13 protein-coding genes are annotated in these 17,971 nt (G+C 61.1%); 9 read left to right on the plus strand and 4 right to left on the minus strand.

Annotated elements, in window-relative coordinates:
• Window positions 1–78 precede the first annotated feature (78 nt).
• Both G3O06_RS04560 and G3O06_RS04565 read right to left on the minus strand, forming a co-directional pair.
• Window positions 79–1,212, minus strand: coding sequence for a hypothetical protein (locus tag G3O06_RS04560; protein ID WP_174913094.1), 1,134 nt, complete (start codon window positions 1,210–1,212; stop codon window positions 79–81).
• Window positions 1,213–1,276: 64 nt separating this feature from the next.
• On the minus strand, window positions 1,277–2,743 hold the full coding sequence (locus G3O06_RS04565; protein ID WP_205815177.1) for a carbohydrate porin: 1,467 nt from the start codon (window positions 2,741–2,743) through the stop codon (window positions 1,277–1,279).
• A 498-nt stretch (window positions 2,744–3,241) separates the two neighbouring features.
• Here G3O06_RS04565 and G3O06_RS04570 point away from each other — a divergent pair, with 498 nt between their 5' ends.
• The 5 genes from G3O06_RS04570 (at window position 3,242) to G3O06_RS04590 (ending at window position 7,794) form a co-directional block, all read left to right on the plus strand.
• Window positions 3,242–4,165, plus strand: a complete 924-nt coding sequence (locus G3O06_RS04570; protein ID WP_205815178.1) for a LysR family transcriptional regulator — start codon at window positions 3,242–3,244, stop codon at window positions 4,163–4,165.
• Window positions 4,166–4,310: 145 nt separating this feature from the next.
• Window positions 4,311–5,033, plus strand: coding sequence for an alpha/beta hydrolase (locus tag G3O06_RS04575; protein ID WP_205815179.1), 723 nt, complete (start codon window positions 4,311–4,313; stop codon window positions 5,031–5,033).
• Window positions 5,034–5,428: 395 nt separating this feature from the next.
• Entirely contained in the window at window positions 5,429–6,220 is a 792-nt protein-coding gene (locus G3O06_RS04580) for a response regulator transcription factor (protein ID WP_205815180.1), read from the plus strand.
• 1,021 nt (window positions 6,221–7,241) lie between these two features.
• Window positions 7,242–7,379, plus strand: coding sequence for a hypothetical protein (locus G3O06_RS04585; RefSeq protein WP_160313538.1), 138 nt, complete (start codon window positions 7,242–7,244; stop codon window positions 7,377–7,379).
• Window positions 7,380–7,623: 244 nt separating this feature from the next.
• Window positions 7,624–7,794, plus strand: coding sequence for a hypothetical protein (locus G3O06_RS04590; RefSeq protein ID WP_160313537.1), 171 nt, complete (start codon window positions 7,624–7,626; stop codon window positions 7,792–7,794).
• 92 nt (window positions 7,795–7,886) lie between these two features.
• Here G3O06_RS04590 and G3O06_RS04595 read toward each other — a convergent pair whose 3' ends face one another.
• Complete coding sequence (locus G3O06_RS04595) at window positions 7,887–8,597, minus strand: response regulator transcription factor (RefSeq protein WP_174968448.1); 711 nt, start codon at window positions 8,595–8,597, stop codon at window positions 7,887–7,889.
• A 463-nt stretch (window positions 8,598–9,060) separates the two neighbouring features.
• Here G3O06_RS04595 and G3O06_RS04600 point away from each other — a divergent pair, with 463 nt between their 5' ends.
• Both G3O06_RS04600 and G3O06_RS04605 read left to right on the plus strand, forming a co-directional pair.
• Window positions 9,061–9,369: an H-NS histone family protein gene (locus G3O06_RS04600; protein WP_241019523.1), complete on the plus strand. Its 309-nt coding sequence runs from the start codon at window positions 9,061–9,063 to the stop codon at window positions 9,367–9,369.
• 279 nt (window positions 9,370–9,648) lie between these two features.
• Window positions 9,649–9,906, plus strand: coding sequence for a hypothetical protein (locus tag G3O06_RS04605; RefSeq protein WP_205815181.1), 258 nt, complete (start codon window positions 9,649–9,651; stop codon window positions 9,904–9,906).
• A 181-nt stretch (window positions 9,907–10,087) separates the two neighbouring features.
• On the opposite strand, the gene G3O06_RS49625 is transcribed toward G3O06_RS04605, so the two are convergent.
• Window positions 10,088–10,213, minus strand: a complete 126-nt coding sequence (locus G3O06_RS49625) for a hypothetical protein (protein ID WP_257791819.1) — start codon at window positions 10,211–10,213, stop codon at window positions 10,088–10,090.
• Between the two features lie 204 nt (window positions 10,214–10,417).
• On the opposite strand from G3O06_RS49625, the gene G3O06_RS04610 reads away from it, so the two are divergent.
• Window positions 10,418–16,972 carry a YadA-like family protein gene (locus G3O06_RS04610; RefSeq protein ID WP_205815349.1) on the plus strand — a complete coding sequence of 2,185 codons (6,555 nt, stop codon included), beginning with the start codon at window positions 10,418–10,420 and terminating at the stop codon, window positions 16,970–16,972.
• 95 nt (window positions 16,973–17,067) lie between these two features.
• Window positions 17,068–17,871 carry an EAL domain-containing protein gene (locus tag G3O06_RS04615; protein WP_205815182.1) on the plus strand — a complete coding sequence of 268 codons (804 nt, stop codon included), beginning with the start codon at window positions 17,068–17,070 and terminating at the stop codon, window positions 17,869–17,871.
• Window positions 17,872–17,971 lie beyond the last annotated feature (100 nt).

Below are 17,971 nucleotides of genomic sequence, written 5' to 3' on the forward strand. Positions count from 1 at the left end.
TGGGGCCGCCCGCCTTCAGGAAGCCGCGCCGCGCGGGGCGTGGTGGCTGGTTGGAATCGTCTGCCATGATTGGCTCCATTACTTCGCGAGCAACAGCGTGTTGACGTCGTCCGCGACGTAGTAGAAGCCGTCGCCTTCAGGCGTCATTGCGATGCCGAACAGGTTGCCGTTGCCGGGGGGCGACTGCGCCTTGTCGGTATTGATCCAGCGCGCGTAGATCTGCTTGCCGGCGACCGGATCGATCTCGACGACCTGGCCGTTCTGCCCGTTGGTCGTGAGCAGGTGGCCGTTCGGAGCGGTTGCGAGCGCGAGCGGGCGGCGCAGGAAGCCGTCGGCGGTGATCTGGCGGCCGACGCCTGCGCTGGTCTCGCGCGTGAGCGGGTCGTCGATTTCGACGATGCGGTTGCCGATCGCGTCCGACACGTACAGCTTCTTCTGGTCGCCGGACAGCGCGAGGCCGGTCGGGCCGACCAGGAACACGCCCTTGTCGGCTTGCGCGCCGAGGCCGCTCGCGACGACCGTTTCCTGCTTGATCACGGGCGGCTTGCCCGCCGGCACGTCGAGGTCGAGACGCAGCACGGTCGCCTGCTTGTAGACGGGCGGATTGCCGTCCGCGCCGCCGACCCCGAAGCCGGCCATGCTGACGAACAGCGTCGCGCTGTCGCCGCGGTCGACCACAGCCATGTTGCCCCACGGGTCGTTGATGTTCGGGGTCGACCACGTCGATGCGATCTTGCCCTGCGGATCGAGCACGATCAGGCAGCCGGCGCCCTTGGTGTTGGTCGTGCCGTCGTTGCTCGGCGTGCTGCCGACGATCACCCAGCCGGATTTCAGCATCGTCATCGCCGTCGACAGGCCGACGCCGCCCGGGCACGCCTTCAGGTCGCGCGGGATCGATGCGAACAGGCTCAACTGCTTCGTCGACGGGCGGTAGTTGACGATCGTGCTGCCGGTACCTTGCAGGTTCGCCGAGTTGTTGAAGTTGTCGACGAGCACGTCGCCCGCCTGGATCGTGCCGGCCGACACCGGCGCGACCGCGATCGCGTACGGGTTCTGGTCGCCGTTGTCCGGCACCGTGTTGACGAGCGTGGCGTGGCGATGCAGCGTTTCGAGGAAACCTTGCGGCTCGGCGAGTGCGCCGGCGGCGGCCGTCAGTGCGGCGGCGGCCAGTGCGCCCGTCGCGAGGCGGCGAAGCGGGGCGGATTGAATCATGTGAGTCTCCAGGGAGGCGCGCCGTCCGGGCGGCGCGCGAAAATAGGCAGCGTGGGCGCGTCGCTCAGAACGTGATCGTCGTACGCGCGCCGACTACGAACGTGTTGCGCAGCGGCTGGGTCGCGTCGCTCGGGTTCTGGCCGGCGCCGGCATTGAACGTGTACTGCGCGTCGGCCTGGACGATCCACCACGGGTTGACCTGGTACTGGTAGGTCGCTTCGAGTGTCGTCTCGCGGGTGCGCACGCCGTACGGGCCGGTCGCGAACGTCCGCGCGGTCTGGTCGAGGTCGGTCACGTGGTTGCCGACCTGGATGTACGTGACGCCGAGGCCGACGCTGTCGTTGTCGCGGCCTTCGAACGGCGCCTTCAGCACGATCCCCGCGTTGGCCGAGAAGCTCACCAGGTTGCGGTCGCCCGGCGCGCCCATCACGCGTGCGAACACGCCGAGGCTTCGCGGGCCGGTCGGGTCGGGGCGCCAGATCATCTGGTCGGCCACCGCGTAGAAGCTGTAGTTGCCGTGACGCTGCTGCGCGTCGCCGCTCGACGCGGGATCCGAGAGCGACAGCCCGTCGGTGCCGACGTTCTGGTCCGCGAAGCGGCCGTTGTGATACCAGACACCGATCTTGTAGGTGCCCGGCAGCCCGTTCGAGCGGCCGGTGTCCATTTCGCCGTCGGACGGCTGGTTCAGCGCGTACTGCAGCTCGCCGATATAGAGCGCGCCGTTGTGCAGGTTGAAGTTGGTGCCGCGGAGGTTGTTCGGGTTGTTGCCGAGCGGATCGCCGTCGAACACGCCTGCGAGCGCGGTGAGCTTCGGCGTGATCTGTGCGCGCACGCGCACGCCGAGGCCCGCGAGCGGATAGGCGGGTCCGCCGTTCGGCAGGTCGTACGACGGCAGCGCGGGCCAGCCGAACATCGTGTTGATGAACGTGTTCGCATACGTGCTGACCATGAATTCCTGGTCCAGGCTCTGCTGGCCGATCTTCACGTCGACGCGCTTGTCGAGGAACGACTGCTGGTACCACAGCTCCCACAGGCGCGTCGTGCCTTGCGCCTCGATGCCGCTCGCGGTGTTGAGCGTGCCGAGGTTCCGCGCGCTCAGGTTGGTGCCGTGGATCTGCAGCGCGCTGACGTTGAACGTGCCGCCGGGCAGGCCGATCGCCTTCTGCGTGTCGACCGTCAAGGTGGCCGTCGTCAATCCGTCGTACGCGCCGCCGCGGTTCAGGCCGCCGCGCAGGTTCGCGAGGTATTCGCTGGTTTCGGTGATCTGCAGCGTCGCGCCGTACTTGCCGAGCCACGGGCGGATGCCGCCCATGTCGCCGAGCAGGCTCTGGCGCGTCCAGATGCCGGTCCACATGTTGGTCGGCTTCGCCTGGATCGCCAGATCGGCCTCGGGCGCTTCGGGCTGTGCGTCGACCGACACTTCGGCGAAAGCCGCGCCGCTCGCGAACGATGCGCACGCGAGGATGGCCGCGCACGCGGCGGGGCGCATCCGGGCCCGGATGTTGTCTCCCTGGAACGACGCAAACTTCATATCAAATCCCTGGTTTTATTTAGTCTGGAGTCCTGCTTTTAAGGCGCTGTCCGCAGGGGCGGCGCCGATCGGCCAGGGCACGAAGATGACTGCAATCCGGCGCATCGTAGGAGTGTCAAATGGGAAAGTCAATGTAAACGAGAATGATTCGCATCTGAATTACTGAATGTAATCCGGCGGCTTACGGATAGGGCGCGATGCGTGTTTAGCGGAGAGGTAAACCGTAAATATCGGTTAATGAAAATGAATGATTTGATGGGGTTCGATGGATCCGTGGGGCAGGGACTCGAGCGCATGCGAACCCGGGCTCGAATGTCGAGCCCGCCACGCGTCCGGCGACCGATCGGTGGAAATTCTCTCGGGTCGGAAACAGGACACCATCAACGGCGGATCCTGGTTTAGGATGGTCGGCTACCCGCTCTCGGTTAGCGCCACCGGTTCGATCGCGCCGCAGCAACGCGCGCCCGGGGCCTGTTTACATTCGATGATCTGTGCAGCATGAAGCCCCTGGATCTGACACGTTTCGATCTCAACCTCCTGGTTGTACTGGAGGCCCTCTGGGCCGAACGGCACGTCGGCAGAGCCGCTGCAAAATTGCATTTGTCCCAGTCCGCAACCAGCCACGCTTTATCGAGGCTGCGTACGGCTTTCGATGATCAGCTTTTCATTCGCAACCCCCGCGGGATCGAGCCGACGCCGCTGGCCGTCGAGTTGATGCCGCAAGTGGCGGCGGTGCTCGAGTCGGTGAGGCTCGTCGTCAGTCCGCGTGGCGCGTTCGATCCCGGTCGTTTTCAAGGGATGCTCTCGGTGGCAGCCACCGATCACGCCGTATTGACGATCATCAGCCCTGTTCTTGCCAGGATCCAGGCTGCTGCGCCGAGCGCGGTGCTGAAGCTCCGGCCGGCCGATTCCGAATCCGCCCTGCGCATGCTGGACAGCGGCGAACTCGACATCGTGTTGGGGGCCGGCTCTTTCTTTCAGGTTCCGCAGCGCTTCGAGTGCCAGATCGTCCATAAGGAGCGCTTCGTCGGCATTGCGCGCAAGGGGCACCCGGCGCTGGTCAAGCGAGGTAACAAGCTGCACATGGACCTGGACGACTTCGTTCGGCTGCCCCACATCCTGGTTTCGCCGCGCGGCGATGCACGGGGTGCCGTCGACGATGCGCTGGAGTCCCTCGGTCGTACCCGCAAGGTGAGCGCCACGTGCCCGAGCTTTCTGGCGGTTCCGTTCATGGTTGGCGCGTCGGAATCGATTGCCGTCGTCGCCGAGCGGGTCGCACTGCGGTTGCAGGACACCGCTCAAATCAGCCTTTTCGAGCTCCCGCTGGCGTTACCGACTTGGGAGGTGCTCGTGATTCGGGCCCGAGGGCGCGCCAATGAACCCGTCGTTCAGTGGATTACCAGCATGATGATTGCGGGCTGAGCATCGGCAGGGGCTCGCTGTCGTTGGTGCGGCCATGAGGCCATGAATCTCGTGCATCGACATCGTGTGCAAATGCCATTGGATCGAACGCCGCGGTCCTCCTAGAGTGGGGTCATCGTTTATTCAACCCGCCAGGAGTACCCCAATGAAAGAGCCCACCTTGGTCATGATTCCCTGCTTTTCAGGCGCCCCGTGGCATCTTGACGAGATGACCGCCTTGCAGAACCGCGCCATGCGCACCCTTCGTTTGCCGAACGACGTGAGCGAGCTGGAAACGTTGGCCGACTTCATCACCGACCAGACGAAGGACCTCGAGAGCTATGTGCTGGTTGGCGACTCATATGGCGCCGTCTCCTCGATCGCGGTTGCAACGCGGCGGCCGAAGGGCCTCAAGGGTCTCGTGCTTTCCGGTGGTTTTGCCAGGAGCCCGATCACGTCGCCCTTGCTCAAGACGCTGGCCGCGCTCGCCCCGTTTTTCCCCGGGCCCTTTTACCGACAGACGACCCTCCGCGTACACGCAGCGCAGTTGGCTTCGTCGTTTGACAGGGATGGGGAGATTTCATGGTCGACCGGAAAGACCCGCGCGCTCTTCGTCAAGGAGACGCCGCACAAAGCCTACGTCAACCGCATGCGGTCGATCGAAAAGGCGGACTATACGGCCCAGCTTAAAAATATCGACGTCCCCACGCTCATTCTGACGCCCGCGGATGACAAGCTGATCGGCAAGGAAGCCGCGGGGATCCTCCTGGATGGCATCAAGCACGCACAGGAAGTCGTCATGCCGCGCACGGGCCACATGTTCAGGTTTTCGCATCCTGGCGCCTACTCGCTCGAGATCAGAAAATTCATGGAGCGGGTGTCGCTATAAGGGCCCTCGCTACGACGGCCATTTTCCACGTGCTTTCGTTCGCATATCGAAATATAAACCGAACCCGGAATAAAAGCGCCGAGTAGCAAATTCGAATTTACCCGTGCCGGGTACACGTCTCGACTGCCAGTCCGATGCCCGGGTTCGTCGATGAGGAAGCGGGATTGGCTTGATGGCCCGTCCCGACAATGGCGAACACGGGTTGATCTTGATCGCGGCGCGCGCGTGTTCGGACAGGATAAGGCGGAAAGCCATGCGTATCGGGCGCGCTGGACATCAATAGCGACTGACGCTGAGTGAATCGGCAGGCAAACGGGCATAGGTGTGCCTCATGGCGACGATTGACCGGATGTCCGCCGATTCGAAACGCAGGCGACGTACCGAGTGGTGACGCAATGAACATCTTGTTGATTGAAGACGATCCGATTCAAGCATCGGTTTTCGAAAGAGCATTACGAGACCTGGATCAGGAGATATGCCGTGTGCGTGATGGTCGGCATGCCGTACGGTTTCTCCGGACCCGGAGTGTGGAACTGGTCGTGCTCGACAGGCATTTACCTGCGATGAGCGGTATCGAGGTGTTGCACTGGATCCGCGCGAATCTCGGCAACGAACCCAGCGTGCTGTTTCTGACTGCCCGGGTTCTCGAGACGGACGTCGTTGCCGCGCTCGAGGCGGGGGCCGATGCGTACATTGCCAAGCCGTTTCGGGAAGTCGAACTTGCTGCGCGCGTCATGGCGCTGTTGCGTCGACGCGGTCACGGACGGCGCCATACGACCTCGACGCGGATTGGCGCTTACGTGCTTGACCCGGCGGCACAAAGCATTTCGCGTCACGGCGAGACGATCGAATTGACCGCAAAGGAGTTCACACTGGCGCGGTGCTTGTTCGAGAATCCTGGCAGCTTGATGTCCCGGGACATTCTGGAGTCGCTGGCGTGGGGGAGGACTCACGGCGGGACATCGAGGAGCCTCGATACCCATATCTATCGACTTCGGCAAAAGTTGATGCTGCGTCCGGAAAATGGTCTTCGTCTGAGTGCCGTGTACACGCACGGCTATCGGCTCGATGAAATTGACGGAATGTCTTTGGCGGCCGATTCGGCAGGTTCAATGAAGAACAACAGAGGCGAAATTGCGGAGGACGCGCATCCTGTTTCGAGGCCGGGTATGTTGCATGCCGCATGATCCGGAGCGCGCAGCGTTGTCGAACAGTAAGCGCCGTCTGCCGTTCGCTCAAACGACACTTGGCGGCCGATCGTAAAGCGCGCGGCAGCGCTTCTCCTGGTCCCGCCACGCCGGCAGAACGAACCAGTACGTCGAAGGTGTGCCCGGACGGACCGAAAGCGCCGACGCTCTTTGCTTTAGTGCGGCGACGTCAAGATGCGCAGCCGCCGATCGGCGCATGAACTGCGGGCGTTGATTTCCCGCATGTACACAACGATTCACAGGGGCGGCACGGCCAGCCCGCCCCGCGTGCTTAGTGGCGGTTCATCGTGTGGTGGTGATGGCGATGGTGATGATGCACATCTGCCGCGCTCGCTACGCCAGCAAATGCAAAGGCGATAGCGGCAACGACGGTCATTTTCAGCAGCTTCATGGCAAAGGTCTCCGGCAAGTTGATCGATCAGACACGACGCTGTGTCTGATCGATCAACGATCCGCCGTTCGCTCTCGTTGACGCAAAATTCCCGCTTGATATTTGTTGTCAATGTACGCGCCTGCGGCCCGCTCGACGTACGCTCTCGCGGTTGTTCGATCGCACGGTGCCGACGAATGATCGACCCGGAAAATGATCAATATTACTAATTGTGACAATCGTTCAAATCTCGCCGTGTGCGGGCGGGTACCATCGTCACTGCTCTGTTGCTGGGGCACTTCCCCTCGGATTTGACGCCAAGCTCGCGCTTGGCTTTTTTCGAGCCGGTGAGTGATGCCACCGCAGATGCGATTGAGGTTTGTCGAAGGAACGGGTTTGTCGTCGCGACGCGCGAGCGTACAACGCGCGCACGTCACGTCATGCTGACGGTAGTTTCGTCGCAATCGGCGGCACCCGGGGCGATGCACCGGGGACCAACGCGCGAAGTGTCGCTGGCGATTGGGCGAACAAATTGCCTCGAGGCTGCCCGGTGCGATTCGAGAGTCCGTGATCTGATTCGCCAGTGCGAATCGATCGAAACATTTGGTCTGACGATGCAGTGACGACGCAATGAATAAAGCGATGCTCAGCCTGTGCGGTCTGGTGATCGGTGGACTTGTCGTGACACTGGTGATCGTCCTCGAAACGGTACCGACACCGCAGGCAAAAATCATGCAGGCTGCGGCAAAACAGGTGAAGGTGAAGTGACGATGCGTGTTTTGTTGACACTGTGGGGGAGCGCAATCGCACTGGCCGTCTGCGTGGCCTGGCTTGCCGATCGCCCCAGGCACGGTGAGCCCGCGCCGCTTGCGTCCCGACTGATTCAGGGCTCGACGAAGGTGATCACCAGGCCGCCGCGCGAGCAGGCCCGGTAACGACTGCCTGTACCGTCTCCCGCGCCGGTCGCGATCGTACCGATGCCGGAAACGCTGCTCTGATGTGAGGTTGAAAAATGCAACATTCCCTGTATCGAATTCTGAGCGTCACGGCGCTCGCCTGGAAATTGGCGGTACCAGCAGAGACGGAAGCCGTGGTCAATGGCGCATCGATCACTGATGTCGGCTGCCGTATCGTGCAAACAGCGCATGGCTTGCGCGGCGGTCAGCGTGACGCCATTGCCTGACCGCAAGCGCCCTTGCTCACCGGGCGGCCGAATCGCCGGTGGCGGCGCCAGGATCACGGAGGGCCGTCGCCGGCCCGGGTTGCCGGCAGCCGCTATTCGACATCGTGCGAGTGGTTGGCGTCGAGCAACTCCAGTCGATAGCCGTGATTGTAGACAGCGCGAAGTCGAACACCATTTTCGGGGCCGAGACGCAGTTTCGACCGCACACGATAAATATGTGTATCGAGCGTCCGGGAAATATGGTCGCTATGGCGCCCCCATATCGACTTGATCATTGCGTCTCTTGGTATGGCGCGGCCGCAGTTCTGGAACAGGGCAACGGCGACGTTGAATTCTCTCGATGTCAGTCTGATCGGCTCATCGCTCAAGAATACGGTTTCGGTCACAAGGTCCAGGCGATAACGACCAATGTTGATCGACGTTGGCGTCGAGTTCACTGGGTAGGCCCGCCGCAGGAGAGCACGTACTCGCGCGATCAACTCATGGCGACGGACCGGTTTGACCATATAGTCGTCAGCCCCTGCATCGAGTGCGACGACAAGCTGCTCCTCACGCACGCGATTCGTCAGGAACAACACCGGGAGATCTCTGCCGACTCGCGCACGAATCCAGGCGAGGACTTCCAGTCCAGAAATATCCGGCAGGTTCCAGTCGAGTACGACCAGATCGACGGTATCGGTTTCGAGGAGGCGTATGGCTTCTGCGCCCCGGGTGGCGCTTCGTACATCGAACCTTTCGGCGATCAGGGAATCGCGGATGAACGCTGCCTGTGCTGGCTCGTCGTCAACGGCAAGAATTTTCATTGGCACCATTTTTATCGTGTCGCTTGTATCCGTACATACCCTCGTGCATGGGTAGGTTGAAGTGTCGGACTTAAGCGAAAGTAAATTGAAACCATCCGCCTGAGCGTCGTGTGGCCGAAAGGCAGGATTGATTTTCGAAATAGAGTGGCATTTCCAGACTGTTCTTTTGTCAACTTTTTTGAACGAGCTGGATTTTGGGGTGCAATTGGTTCGTGACAAATGTTGTCAATTTTAAATATTCGTCCATATAGCATGCTTCATATGGATTGTCGGGTCGGGCGCGTTCCGGGTGTTTTAGTGATTGGAATTGTTTGCGCGACGGAGCAGGCGGGAGTCATTCGCTATCGCTGATATTGAAACTTGCCGCGATAGATGGCGAGGGTCGGAGCGAGGGGCGAGATGTTTTCGGGTTGTCGGCTCGATCGGTGCCTCATTTCGTGAATGGTGAGATGTAACTATATAAATGCGTAACCTGGACTCGTATCGGCGGTATTTGGAGAGTAGGGCGAAGCTGGAATCTCGGATTGCCGAAGAGCGGCGAGCCGCTGCCGAGGCGATTTTGCTTGAGATTCGATATTGTGTTCGCGAGTTTGGGTTTTCTCCTGAAGATATTTTTACAGTCGATACCTTGCGTCGAGCGACCAAACGGCGGCCGCGTTATTTCGATCCTGTCAGCGGGGCGACGTGGTCCGGGGTAGGGCGTGCGCCTGATTGGATTCGCGACAAGGATCGCAAGCAGTTTGAGATATCCGGTTTTGATCGCGAAGATTGAGTAATTTGATTTACGCAATGAAATGAAGGTCGAGTGGTTCGTGCTCGAGACATTTGCGTTATTTGAGAAATCGGGCGGCAGACTTTGTAACGCTGTCGATCGATCGCCTGTATCAGGAGATGCGTGCGCGGGTAACGGCTCTGCTGATGCTTGCGGACGGCAAGCTGCACCCGATAGCTGTTGTCGAGAAATTCGGCATGAGCGGTCAGTCGGTCTGCTGTTGGGGCCACATGTGGTGCTAACGGCGTGTGATTGGACTGATGGCCACGAGCCGTCGTTATGGTGGAAGGGCCGCAGGCTTTGAGCGACGAGATGATCGCCCTGATCCTGCGTATGGCCTTGGTCGAGACGCCGATGCGTGAGCAAATCGCCCGGTGCCTCGAAGCTGGGTTCAATTCGTTGTGGTTCAGGCATTTCGATACGCCGAGCGTAGTGCTCAACTGGGAGGGCTTTATGGTCAAACACAACAGGCTGTTGCACAAAGAACGCGACCAACAGGTATTTGTCGTGGAGCAGATCGGTCTCGACAAGCTATAGCGGGCCGTGCATGGCGCCCCATTCGCCGGCTCTATCTCCAGAGGCCAGCTTTTGCGGATCGTCGTAGGTTCAGCGCAGTTGGTTCTCGGGAGGCTTGCGTCAAGAAATCGAACCACACGAACTACCGACGTATTGTTCCTGGCGCTCCAGACCACGGCGCGAACGCATTGCTCCGTGCCACTCATGTACGCAGCACATCAAATGTCTCAACGTCGTCCGCTTCATTGGCGATCTGCTCGCGGCGGATGATGACCGTCCAACCGTGATCGTGATCGATCACGGCGTTGACGAAACGACCGGAAACCATTTGACGTTAATTAATAAGTTTTCCTGATTTGTAAGTGTGTCAAAACCACCGCGTCATAAAGATTGAGATCGTGTGGCGGAACTCGAAATACAGATGGTGACGCGTCACCCCATGAACCAAGAGAGCCGTTGACGCCGAGCATGCCGATCCGATGATCGGCCAGGACGTCAAATTCTAATAATGTAATATCGGATACCTAACAATATGAACAAGATCTATCGAAGCATCTGGAATGAAGCGCTCGGTGTGTGGGTGGCGACGTCCGAGTTGACGCACGCGCGTGGTAAGGCTTCCAAGAGCGCCTGCTTGCAGGAAAGTGGGAATGCGTCTGGTCAGAGCGCATCTTGCGTGCAGACGATGCGGTTCAGGCAGGGCGTCTTGGGATTCCTGGCCGTGGCGGGAATCTTGACGGCGGGAGTGTTGCCAAATGAGGCGTGGGCGGGTGCTATTGCGAACTGTAATGGCAATTCCGCGTCCACGACGAATCTTCAAGGGACAAACACTACTTTGACGACCGGTGGCTTTACCGCGGGTGAGGGGAACTGCGGAACCGGGACTGGGGTAATCATCGCGGAGAGTCCAAATGCGAATGCCGGTACATCTGGCACTAGTGCCTACATGTGGGTTGGGGCGACCGGAAATAATGCCGCGGGCGCGATTACGCTGTACGGCCCAAGCGGGATAACGCTGAATGCCGGTTCGAGCGGGACGATTACGCTGAAAAACACGACGTCGCTGAACAACAACAAGATCACGAGTTTGGCGGCGGGTACGAATCCGACCGATGCAGTGAACTTTTCTCAATTGACGTCGTTGTCGACGTCGACGTCGACGGGTTTGTCGTCGGCTGTTAGCTCGATCACGTCGTTGTCGACGTCGACCTCGACCGGTCTCTCGTCGGTCAGCAGCTCGATCACGTCGCTGTCCACGTCGACGTCGACGGGCTTGTCGTCGGCCAGCAGCTCGATCACGTCGTTGTCCACCTCGACCTCGACCGGTCTCTCGTCGGCCAACAGCTCCGTCTCCTCGTTGTCGACGGGCCTGTCGTCGGCGAACAGCTCGGTCACCTCACTGTCGACGTCGACCTCGACGGGTTTGTCGTCGGCGAATAGTTCGATCACGTCGTTGTCCACCTCGACGTCGACGGGTCTGTCCTCGGCGAACAGCTCGATCACCTCGCTGTCGACGTCGACATCGACGGGTTTGTCGTCGGCGAACAGCTCGATCACGTCGTTGTCGACGTCGACGTCGACTGGCCTGTCCTCGGCCAACAGCTCGGTTTCCTCGTTGTCGACGGGCTTGTCGTCGGCAAACAGCTCGATCACCTCACTGTCGACGTCGACCTCGACGGGTTTGTCGTCGGCGAATAGTTCGATCACGTCGTTGTCTACCTCGACGTCGACGGGTTTGTCCTCGGCTAGCAGCTCGATCACCTCGCTGTCGACGTCGACCTCGACGGGCCTGTCATCGGTTAACAGCTCGATCACTTCGCTGTCGACCTCAACGTCGACGGGTTTGTCGTCGGCGAACAGCTCGATCACGTCGTTGTCCACCTCGACGTCGACGGGCCTGTCATCGGCCAACAGCTCGATTTCCTCGTTGTCGACAGGCTTGTCCTCGGCCAACAGCTCGGTCACCTCGCTGTCGACATCGACCTCGACCGGTCTGTCGTCGGCGAATAGTTCGATCACGTCGTTGTCCACCTCGACGTCGACGGGATTGTCCTCGGCGAACAGTTCGATCACCTCGCTGTCGACGTCGACCTCGACGGGCCTGTCATCGGCGAACAGCTCGATTACGTCACTGTCCACCTCGACCTCGACCGGTATCAGCTCGCTGTCGACCGGCCTGAGCTCGACGGACAGCACGGTGTCGTCGCTGTCGACCTCAACGTCGACGGGCCTGTCGTCGGCCAACAGCTCGATCACGTCGTTGTCCACCTCGACGTCGACGGGCCTGTCCTCGGCGAACAGCTCGATTACGTCGCTGTCGACCTCAACCTCGACGGGTTTGTCGTCGGCGAATAGCTCGATCACGTCGTTGTCCACCTCGACGTCGACGGGCCTGTCCTCGGCGAACAGCTCGATCACGTCGTTGTCCACCTCGACGTCGACAGGGCTGTCGTTGGCGAATAGCTCGATTACGTCGCTGTCCACTTCGACCTCGACTGGTATCAACTCACTGTCGACCGGCCTGAGCTCGACGGACAGCACAGTGTCGTCGCTGTCGACGTCGACGTCGACGGGCTTGTCGTCCGCGAATAGCTCGATCACTTCGCTGTCGACGTCGACCTCGACCGGTTTGTCGTCGGCGAATAGCTCGATCACGTCGTTGTCCACCTCGACGTCTACGGGTCTGTCGTCGGCCAACAGTTCGATCACTTCGCTGTCGACGTCGACCTCGACCGGTTTGTCGTCGGCGAATAGCTCGATTACGTCGTTGTCGACCTCGACCTCGACCGGTATCAGCTCGCTGTCGACCGGCCTGAGCTCGACGGACAGTACGGTGTCGTCGCTGTCGACGTCGACATCGACAGGTCTGTCGTCGGCGAACAGCTCGATTACGTCGCTGTCCACGTCGACCTCGACGGGCCTGTCGACGGCGAACAGCTCGATCACGTCGTTGTCCACGTCGACGTCGACGGGCTTGTCGTCGGCGAACAGCTCGATCACGTCGTTGTCCACCTCGGCGTCGACAGGGCTGTCGTCAGCGAATAGCTCGATTACGTCGCTGTCCACCTCGACCTCGACTGGTATCAGCTCGCTGTCGACCGGCCTGAGCTCGACGGACAGCACGGTGTCGTCGCTGTCCACGTCGACCTCGACGGGCCTGTCGTCGGCGAACAGCTCGATCACTTCGCTGTCGACGTCGACTTCGACGGGTTTGTCGTCGGCGAATAGCTCGATCACGTCGTTGTCCACGTCGACGTCGACCGGCCTGTCGTCGGCAAACAGCTCAATCAGTTCGCTGTCCACCGGTCTGAGCTCGACGGACAGCACGGTGTCGTCGCTGTCCACGTCGACCTCGACGGGCCTGTCGACGGCGAACAGCTCGATCACGTCGTTGTCCACGTCGACCTCGACGGGCCTCTCGTCGGCGAATAGCTCGATTACTTCGCTGTCCACTTCGACCTCGACTGGTATCAACTCACTGTCGACCGGCCTGAGCTCGACGGACAGTACGGTGTCGTCGCTGTCGACCTCAACGTCGACGGGCCTGTCGTCGGCCAACAGCTCGATTACCTCGCTGTCTACGTCTACGTCGACGGGCTTGTCGTCGGCGAACAGCTCGATCACTTCGCTGTCGACGTCGACTTCGACGGGTTTGTCGTCGGCGAATAGCTCGATCACGTCGTTGTCCACGTCGACGTCGACCGGTCTGTCGTCGGCAAACAGCTCAATCAGTTCGCTGTCCACCGGTCTGAGCTCGACGGACAGCACGGTGTCGTCGCTGTCCACGTCGACCTCGACGGGCCTGTCGACGGCGAACAGCTCGATCTCCTCGCTGTCCACGTCGACGTCGACGGGCTTGTCGTCGGCCAACAGCTCGATTACGTCGTTGTCCACCTCGACCTCGACCGGTATCAGTTCGCTGTCGACCGGCCTGAGCTCGACGGACAGCACGGTGTCGTCGCTGTCGACCTCAACGTCGACGGGCCTGTCGTCGGCCAACAGCTCGATCACGTCGTTGTCCACCTCGACGTCGACAGGACTGTCGTCAGCGAATAGCTCGATTACGTCGCTGTCCACGTCGACCTCGACGGGCCTCTCGTCGGCGAATAGCTCGATCACCTCGCTGTCCACTTCAACGTCGACGGGATTGTCGTCGGCGAATAGTTCGATCACGTCGCTGTCTACGTCGACCTCGACGGGCTTGTCTTCGGCCAACAGCTCGATCACGTCGTTGTCCACCTCGACGTCGACAGGACTGTCGTCAGCGAATAGCTCGATTACGTCGCTGTCCACCTCGACATCGACAGGTATCAGCTCGCTGTCGACCGGCCTGAGCTCGACGGACAGCACGGTGTCGTCGCTGTCGACGTCGACGTCGACGGGGCTGTCGTCGGCGAATAGCTCGATCACCTCGCTGTCCACTTCAACGTCGACGGGCATCAGCTCTCTGTCGACTGGCCTGAGCTCGACGGATAGTACGGTGTCGTCGCTGTCGACCTCGACGTCGACGGGATTGTCGTCGGCGAATAGTTCGATCACGTCGCTGTCGACGTCGACCTCGACGAGCTTGTCTTCGGCCAATAGCTCGATCACGTCGTTGTCCACGTCGACCTCGACGGGCCTGTCATCGGCCAACAGCTCGATCACCTCGCTGTCCACCTCGACCTCGACAGGGCTGTCGTCGGCGAACAGCTCAATCTCGTCGCTGTCGACTGGCCTGAGCTCGACGGACAGCACGGTGTCGTCGCTGTCGACGTCAACGTCAACCGGTCTGTCCTCGGCGAACAGCTCGATCATGTCGTTGTCCACGTCGACGTCGACGGGCTTGTCCTCGGCCAACAGCTCAATCACGTCGCTGTCCACATCGACGTCGACGGGTCTGTCTTCGGCCAATAGCTCGATCAGCTCGCTGTCGACCTCGACGTCGACGGGCCTTTCCTCGGCTACCAGCTCGATCACGTCGCTGTCCACATCGACGTCGACGGGTCTGTCGTCGGCCACCAGCTCGATCACCTCGCTGTCCACCTCGACGTCGACAGGCATCAGCTCGCTGTCGACTGGCTTGAGCTCGACGGACAGCACGGTGTCGTCACTGTCGACGTCGACCTCGACGGGGTTATCGTCGGCCACCAGCTCGATCACGTCGCTGTCCACCTCGACGTCGACAGGCATCAGCTCGCTGTCGACCGGCCTGAGCTCGACCAACAGCACGATCTCGTCGCTGTCCACGTCGACCTCGACCGGTATCGGATCGCTGTCCACGGGCCTGAGCTCGACCAACAGCACGATCCTGTCGCTGTCCACGTCGACCTCGACCGGTATCGGCTCGCTGTCCACGGGCCTGAGCTCGGCCAACAGCTCGATCACGTCGCTGTCCACGTCGACTTCGACCGGCATCGGGTCGCTGTCCACCGGCCTGAGCAGCACGAACAGCACGATCCTGTCGCTGTCCACGTCGACCTCGACCGGCATCGGCTCGCTGTCCACGGGCCTCAGCTCGACCGGCAGTTCGATCACGTCGTTGTCCACGTCGACTTCGACCGCAATCGAAGCCGCGAAAACGCACTACTACAGCGTCAACGATGGCGGTGCGCAAGGGGCGAACTACGCGAACAGCGCCGCGACGGGTATGTACTCGCTGGCCGCCGGCGTAGCCGCAAATGCCGCGGGCGCAAGCAGCGTAGCCGTCGGTTACGGTTCGAACGCGCAATCGGACGGTGCGGTCGCGATCGGCCAGAGCGCATCGGCAACGGGCGGCAAGGCCGTGTCGATCGGCGCCGGCAATACCGCGAGCGGTGACGGCGCGGTCGCGATCGGCGATCCAAGCGTCGCGACGGGCACCGGTGCGGTCGCGATGGGTGCGGACGACACGGCGACCGGCACTGGCGCGGTTGCCCTCGGCAACGCAAGCACGGCAACCGGCAACAGCGCGCTCGCACTTGGCAATTCGAGCCAGGCCACTGCGGACAACACGATCGCACTGGGCAACCTGGCCACGGCCAGCGCCATAGGCGCACAGGCCTACGGCTCGGGCGCCACGGCCAGCGCGGCCAACGCGCTCGCGCTCGGATCGAACGCCACCGCGAACGTCGCCAACTCGATCGCGCTCGGCGCCAACTCGGTTACGGGCAACGCGGTCGGTGTGTCGAGCGTCACGGTCGGCGGCGTCACGTACTCGGTCGCCGGCGCCAATCCGGTGGGTGTACTGAGCGTCGGTTCGCCGGGTGCGGAACGCCAGATCACGAACGTCGCTGCCGGCCAGGTCTCGGCAACCAGCACGGACGCGATCAACGGCAGCCAGCTCAACGCGACAAACAGCGCGGTCAGCACGCTGTCGACGGGCCTGAATGCGACCAACAGCAACGTGACCGCGCTGGCCACATCGACCTCAACTGCGATCAGCTCGTTGTCGACGTCGACGGCGGCTAGCATCAGCGCGCTGTCCACAGGCCTGAACACGACGAACGCGAGCGTGGCATCGTTGTCGACCGGTGTGACGAACATCAACAACCAGCTGAATCAGTTATCCACATTGATGAACAACACACCGCAAACCGGGAACGCCGCCGGCGTTGCCGCCGACATGAACGGCACCGGTACCGACAAGCCGACCGTCACTGCCGGTTCGAACTCGGTGGCGATCGGCGCGAATTCGAGTGACGGCGGCCGCCAGAACGTGGTGTCCGTCGGCAGCGATACGCAGCAGCGCCAGGTCATCAACGTGGCGCCGGGTACGCAGGGCACCGATGCGGTCAACGTGAACCAGCTGAATGCGGTGCAGTCAACGCTGTCGACGGCACTGTCGGGCCAGCAGGCGCAGATCAACTCGCTGGGTTCGCAACTGCAGCAGACCGACCAGATGGCGAAGCAGGGTATCGCGGCCGTCGGCGCGATGGCCTCGATCCCGCAGCTCGATCGCGATGCCAACTTCGGGATGGGCGTGGGTACGTCGACCTTCCTCGGCCAGAAGGCAATGGCGGTCAACATGCAGGCCCGCATCACGGACAACCTGAAGGCGTCGATCAACGGCGGTTTCAGCGGCGGTCAGAAGGTGATCGGCGCCGGCATGCTGTACCAGTGGAAGTAATCGCATGTTCATGCACGGCCGACGGAAAGCCCGGAGCGGGAGCAAGGTCGTATCAGCAGGCACTGAAATCTTGAGTGCCTGCATTGGAGATCGCTGTGGATGGTACGGCCGTGCGTTGCAACACTAATGATCTTGTCGAAGACGCGGAGCGTGGATTGGTTCGGAAGGAGTTCTTCTTTGCCTATCAACCCAAGCTTCGCCTTCAGACCGGATTGCTGTCCGGATTCGAGTCTTTAATACGCTGGCATCATCCGGAGCACGGTGTGTTGATGCCGGCAGCGTTCATCGACCTTGTCGAGAATTCGCATCTGACATGCCGGTTTACCGACTATGTGATCGCGGAGTCCTCACGTGTGCTTGCCAGGTGGGCTAAGCTCGGTTATCGCGATTTATCTCTGTCTGTAAATTTGCCCGCTCATGAAGTTACGCGACCGGAGATGGCAGGAAGACTATCGCGTGTTCTGGATTCCTATGGTGTATGTGCCGGGAATTTTCAAATTGAACTGACGGAGTCCATCGATCCCGGTCCGATCGACGCACTTGCCGCTGCGGTGGCATCGATCCGGGATCTCGGAATGAGTGTTGCAATCGACGATTTTGGTTCAGGATGCTGGTCGCTGACCAAATTGCATTGTCTGGCAGTCGACACGCTCAAGCTGGATCGATCCTTCATGCGCGACGTTCATGAAAATGCTGAATCGAGAGCGATGGTCGAAACGCTCGTCGAGCTCGGGGTTCGCTTGAAGAAGAACGTCGTCGTGGAAGGTGTCGAAACCAGGGCGCAATTCGAGTGGCTGCAAGCATTCGCGCAGATTGATTGCCAGGGATACTACATCTCTGAACCCGTTCGAGAGGATCAGATGAATCGATTGATCGAAGGGTGTGGAATTCCGCGGTGAGGGGAGGCGTCGCGGTTCCGGGTGGGTAGGGATGGCGGGAAGGGGAGTAACGGATTTGGCACTCGGCCAGATGGATCGGCATGGGCGGAGTGTCCATGCG

It is taken from the genome of Burkholderia sp. Ac-20345 (assembly GCF_017104825.1).
Classification (GTDB): Bacteria; Pseudomonadota; Gammaproteobacteria; order Burkholderiales; family Burkholderiaceae; genus Burkholderia; species Burkholderia lata_B.

Bases quoted from the DNA above. Each gene is read 5' to 3' on its own strand.
- G3O06_RS04560 (WP_174913094.1), bottom strand. From the start codon at position 1,212: ATGATTCAATCCGCCCCGCTTCGCCGCCTCGCGACGGGCGCACTGGCC.
- G3O06_RS04565 (WP_205815177.1), bottom strand. From the start codon at position 2,743: ATGAAGTTTGCGTCGTTCCAGGGAGACAACATCCGGGCCCGGATGCGC.
- G3O06_RS04570 (WP_205815178.1), top strand. From the start codon at position 3,242: ATGAAGCCCCTGGATCTGACACGTTTCGATCTCAACCTCCTGGTTGTA.
- G3O06_RS04575 (WP_205815179.1), top strand. From the start codon at position 4,311: ATGAAAGAGCCCACCTTGGTCATGATTCCCTGCTTTTCAGGCGCCCCG.
- G3O06_RS04580 (WP_205815180.1), top strand. From the start codon at position 5,429: ATGAACATCTTGTTGATTGAAGACGATCCGATTCAAGCATCGGTTTTC.
- G3O06_RS04585 (WP_160313538.1), top strand. From the start codon at position 7,242: ATGAATAAAGCGATGCTCAGCCTGTGCGGTCTGGTGATCGGTGGACTT.
- G3O06_RS04590 (WP_160313537.1), top strand. From the start codon at position 7,624: ATGCAACATTCCCTGTATCGAATTCTGAGCGTCACGGCGCTCGCCTGG.
- G3O06_RS04595 (WP_174968448.1), bottom strand. From the start codon at position 8,597: ATGAAAATTCTTGCCGTTGACGACGAGCCAGCACAGGCAGCGTTCATC.
- G3O06_RS04600 (WP_241019523.1), top strand. From the start codon at position 9,061: ATGCGTAACCTGGACTCGTATCGGCGGTATTTGGAGAGTAGGGCGAAG.
- G3O06_RS04605 (WP_205815181.1), top strand. From the start codon at position 9,649: ATGGTGGAAGGGCCGCAGGCTTTGAGCGACGAGATGATCGCCCTGATC.
- G3O06_RS49625 (WP_257791819.1), bottom strand. From the start codon at position 10,213: ATGGTTTCCGGTCGTTTCGTCAACGCCGTGATCGATCACGATCACGGT.
- G3O06_RS04610 (WP_205815349.1), top strand. From the start codon at position 10,418: ATGAACAAGATCTATCGAAGCATCTGGAATGAAGCGCTCGGTGTGTGG.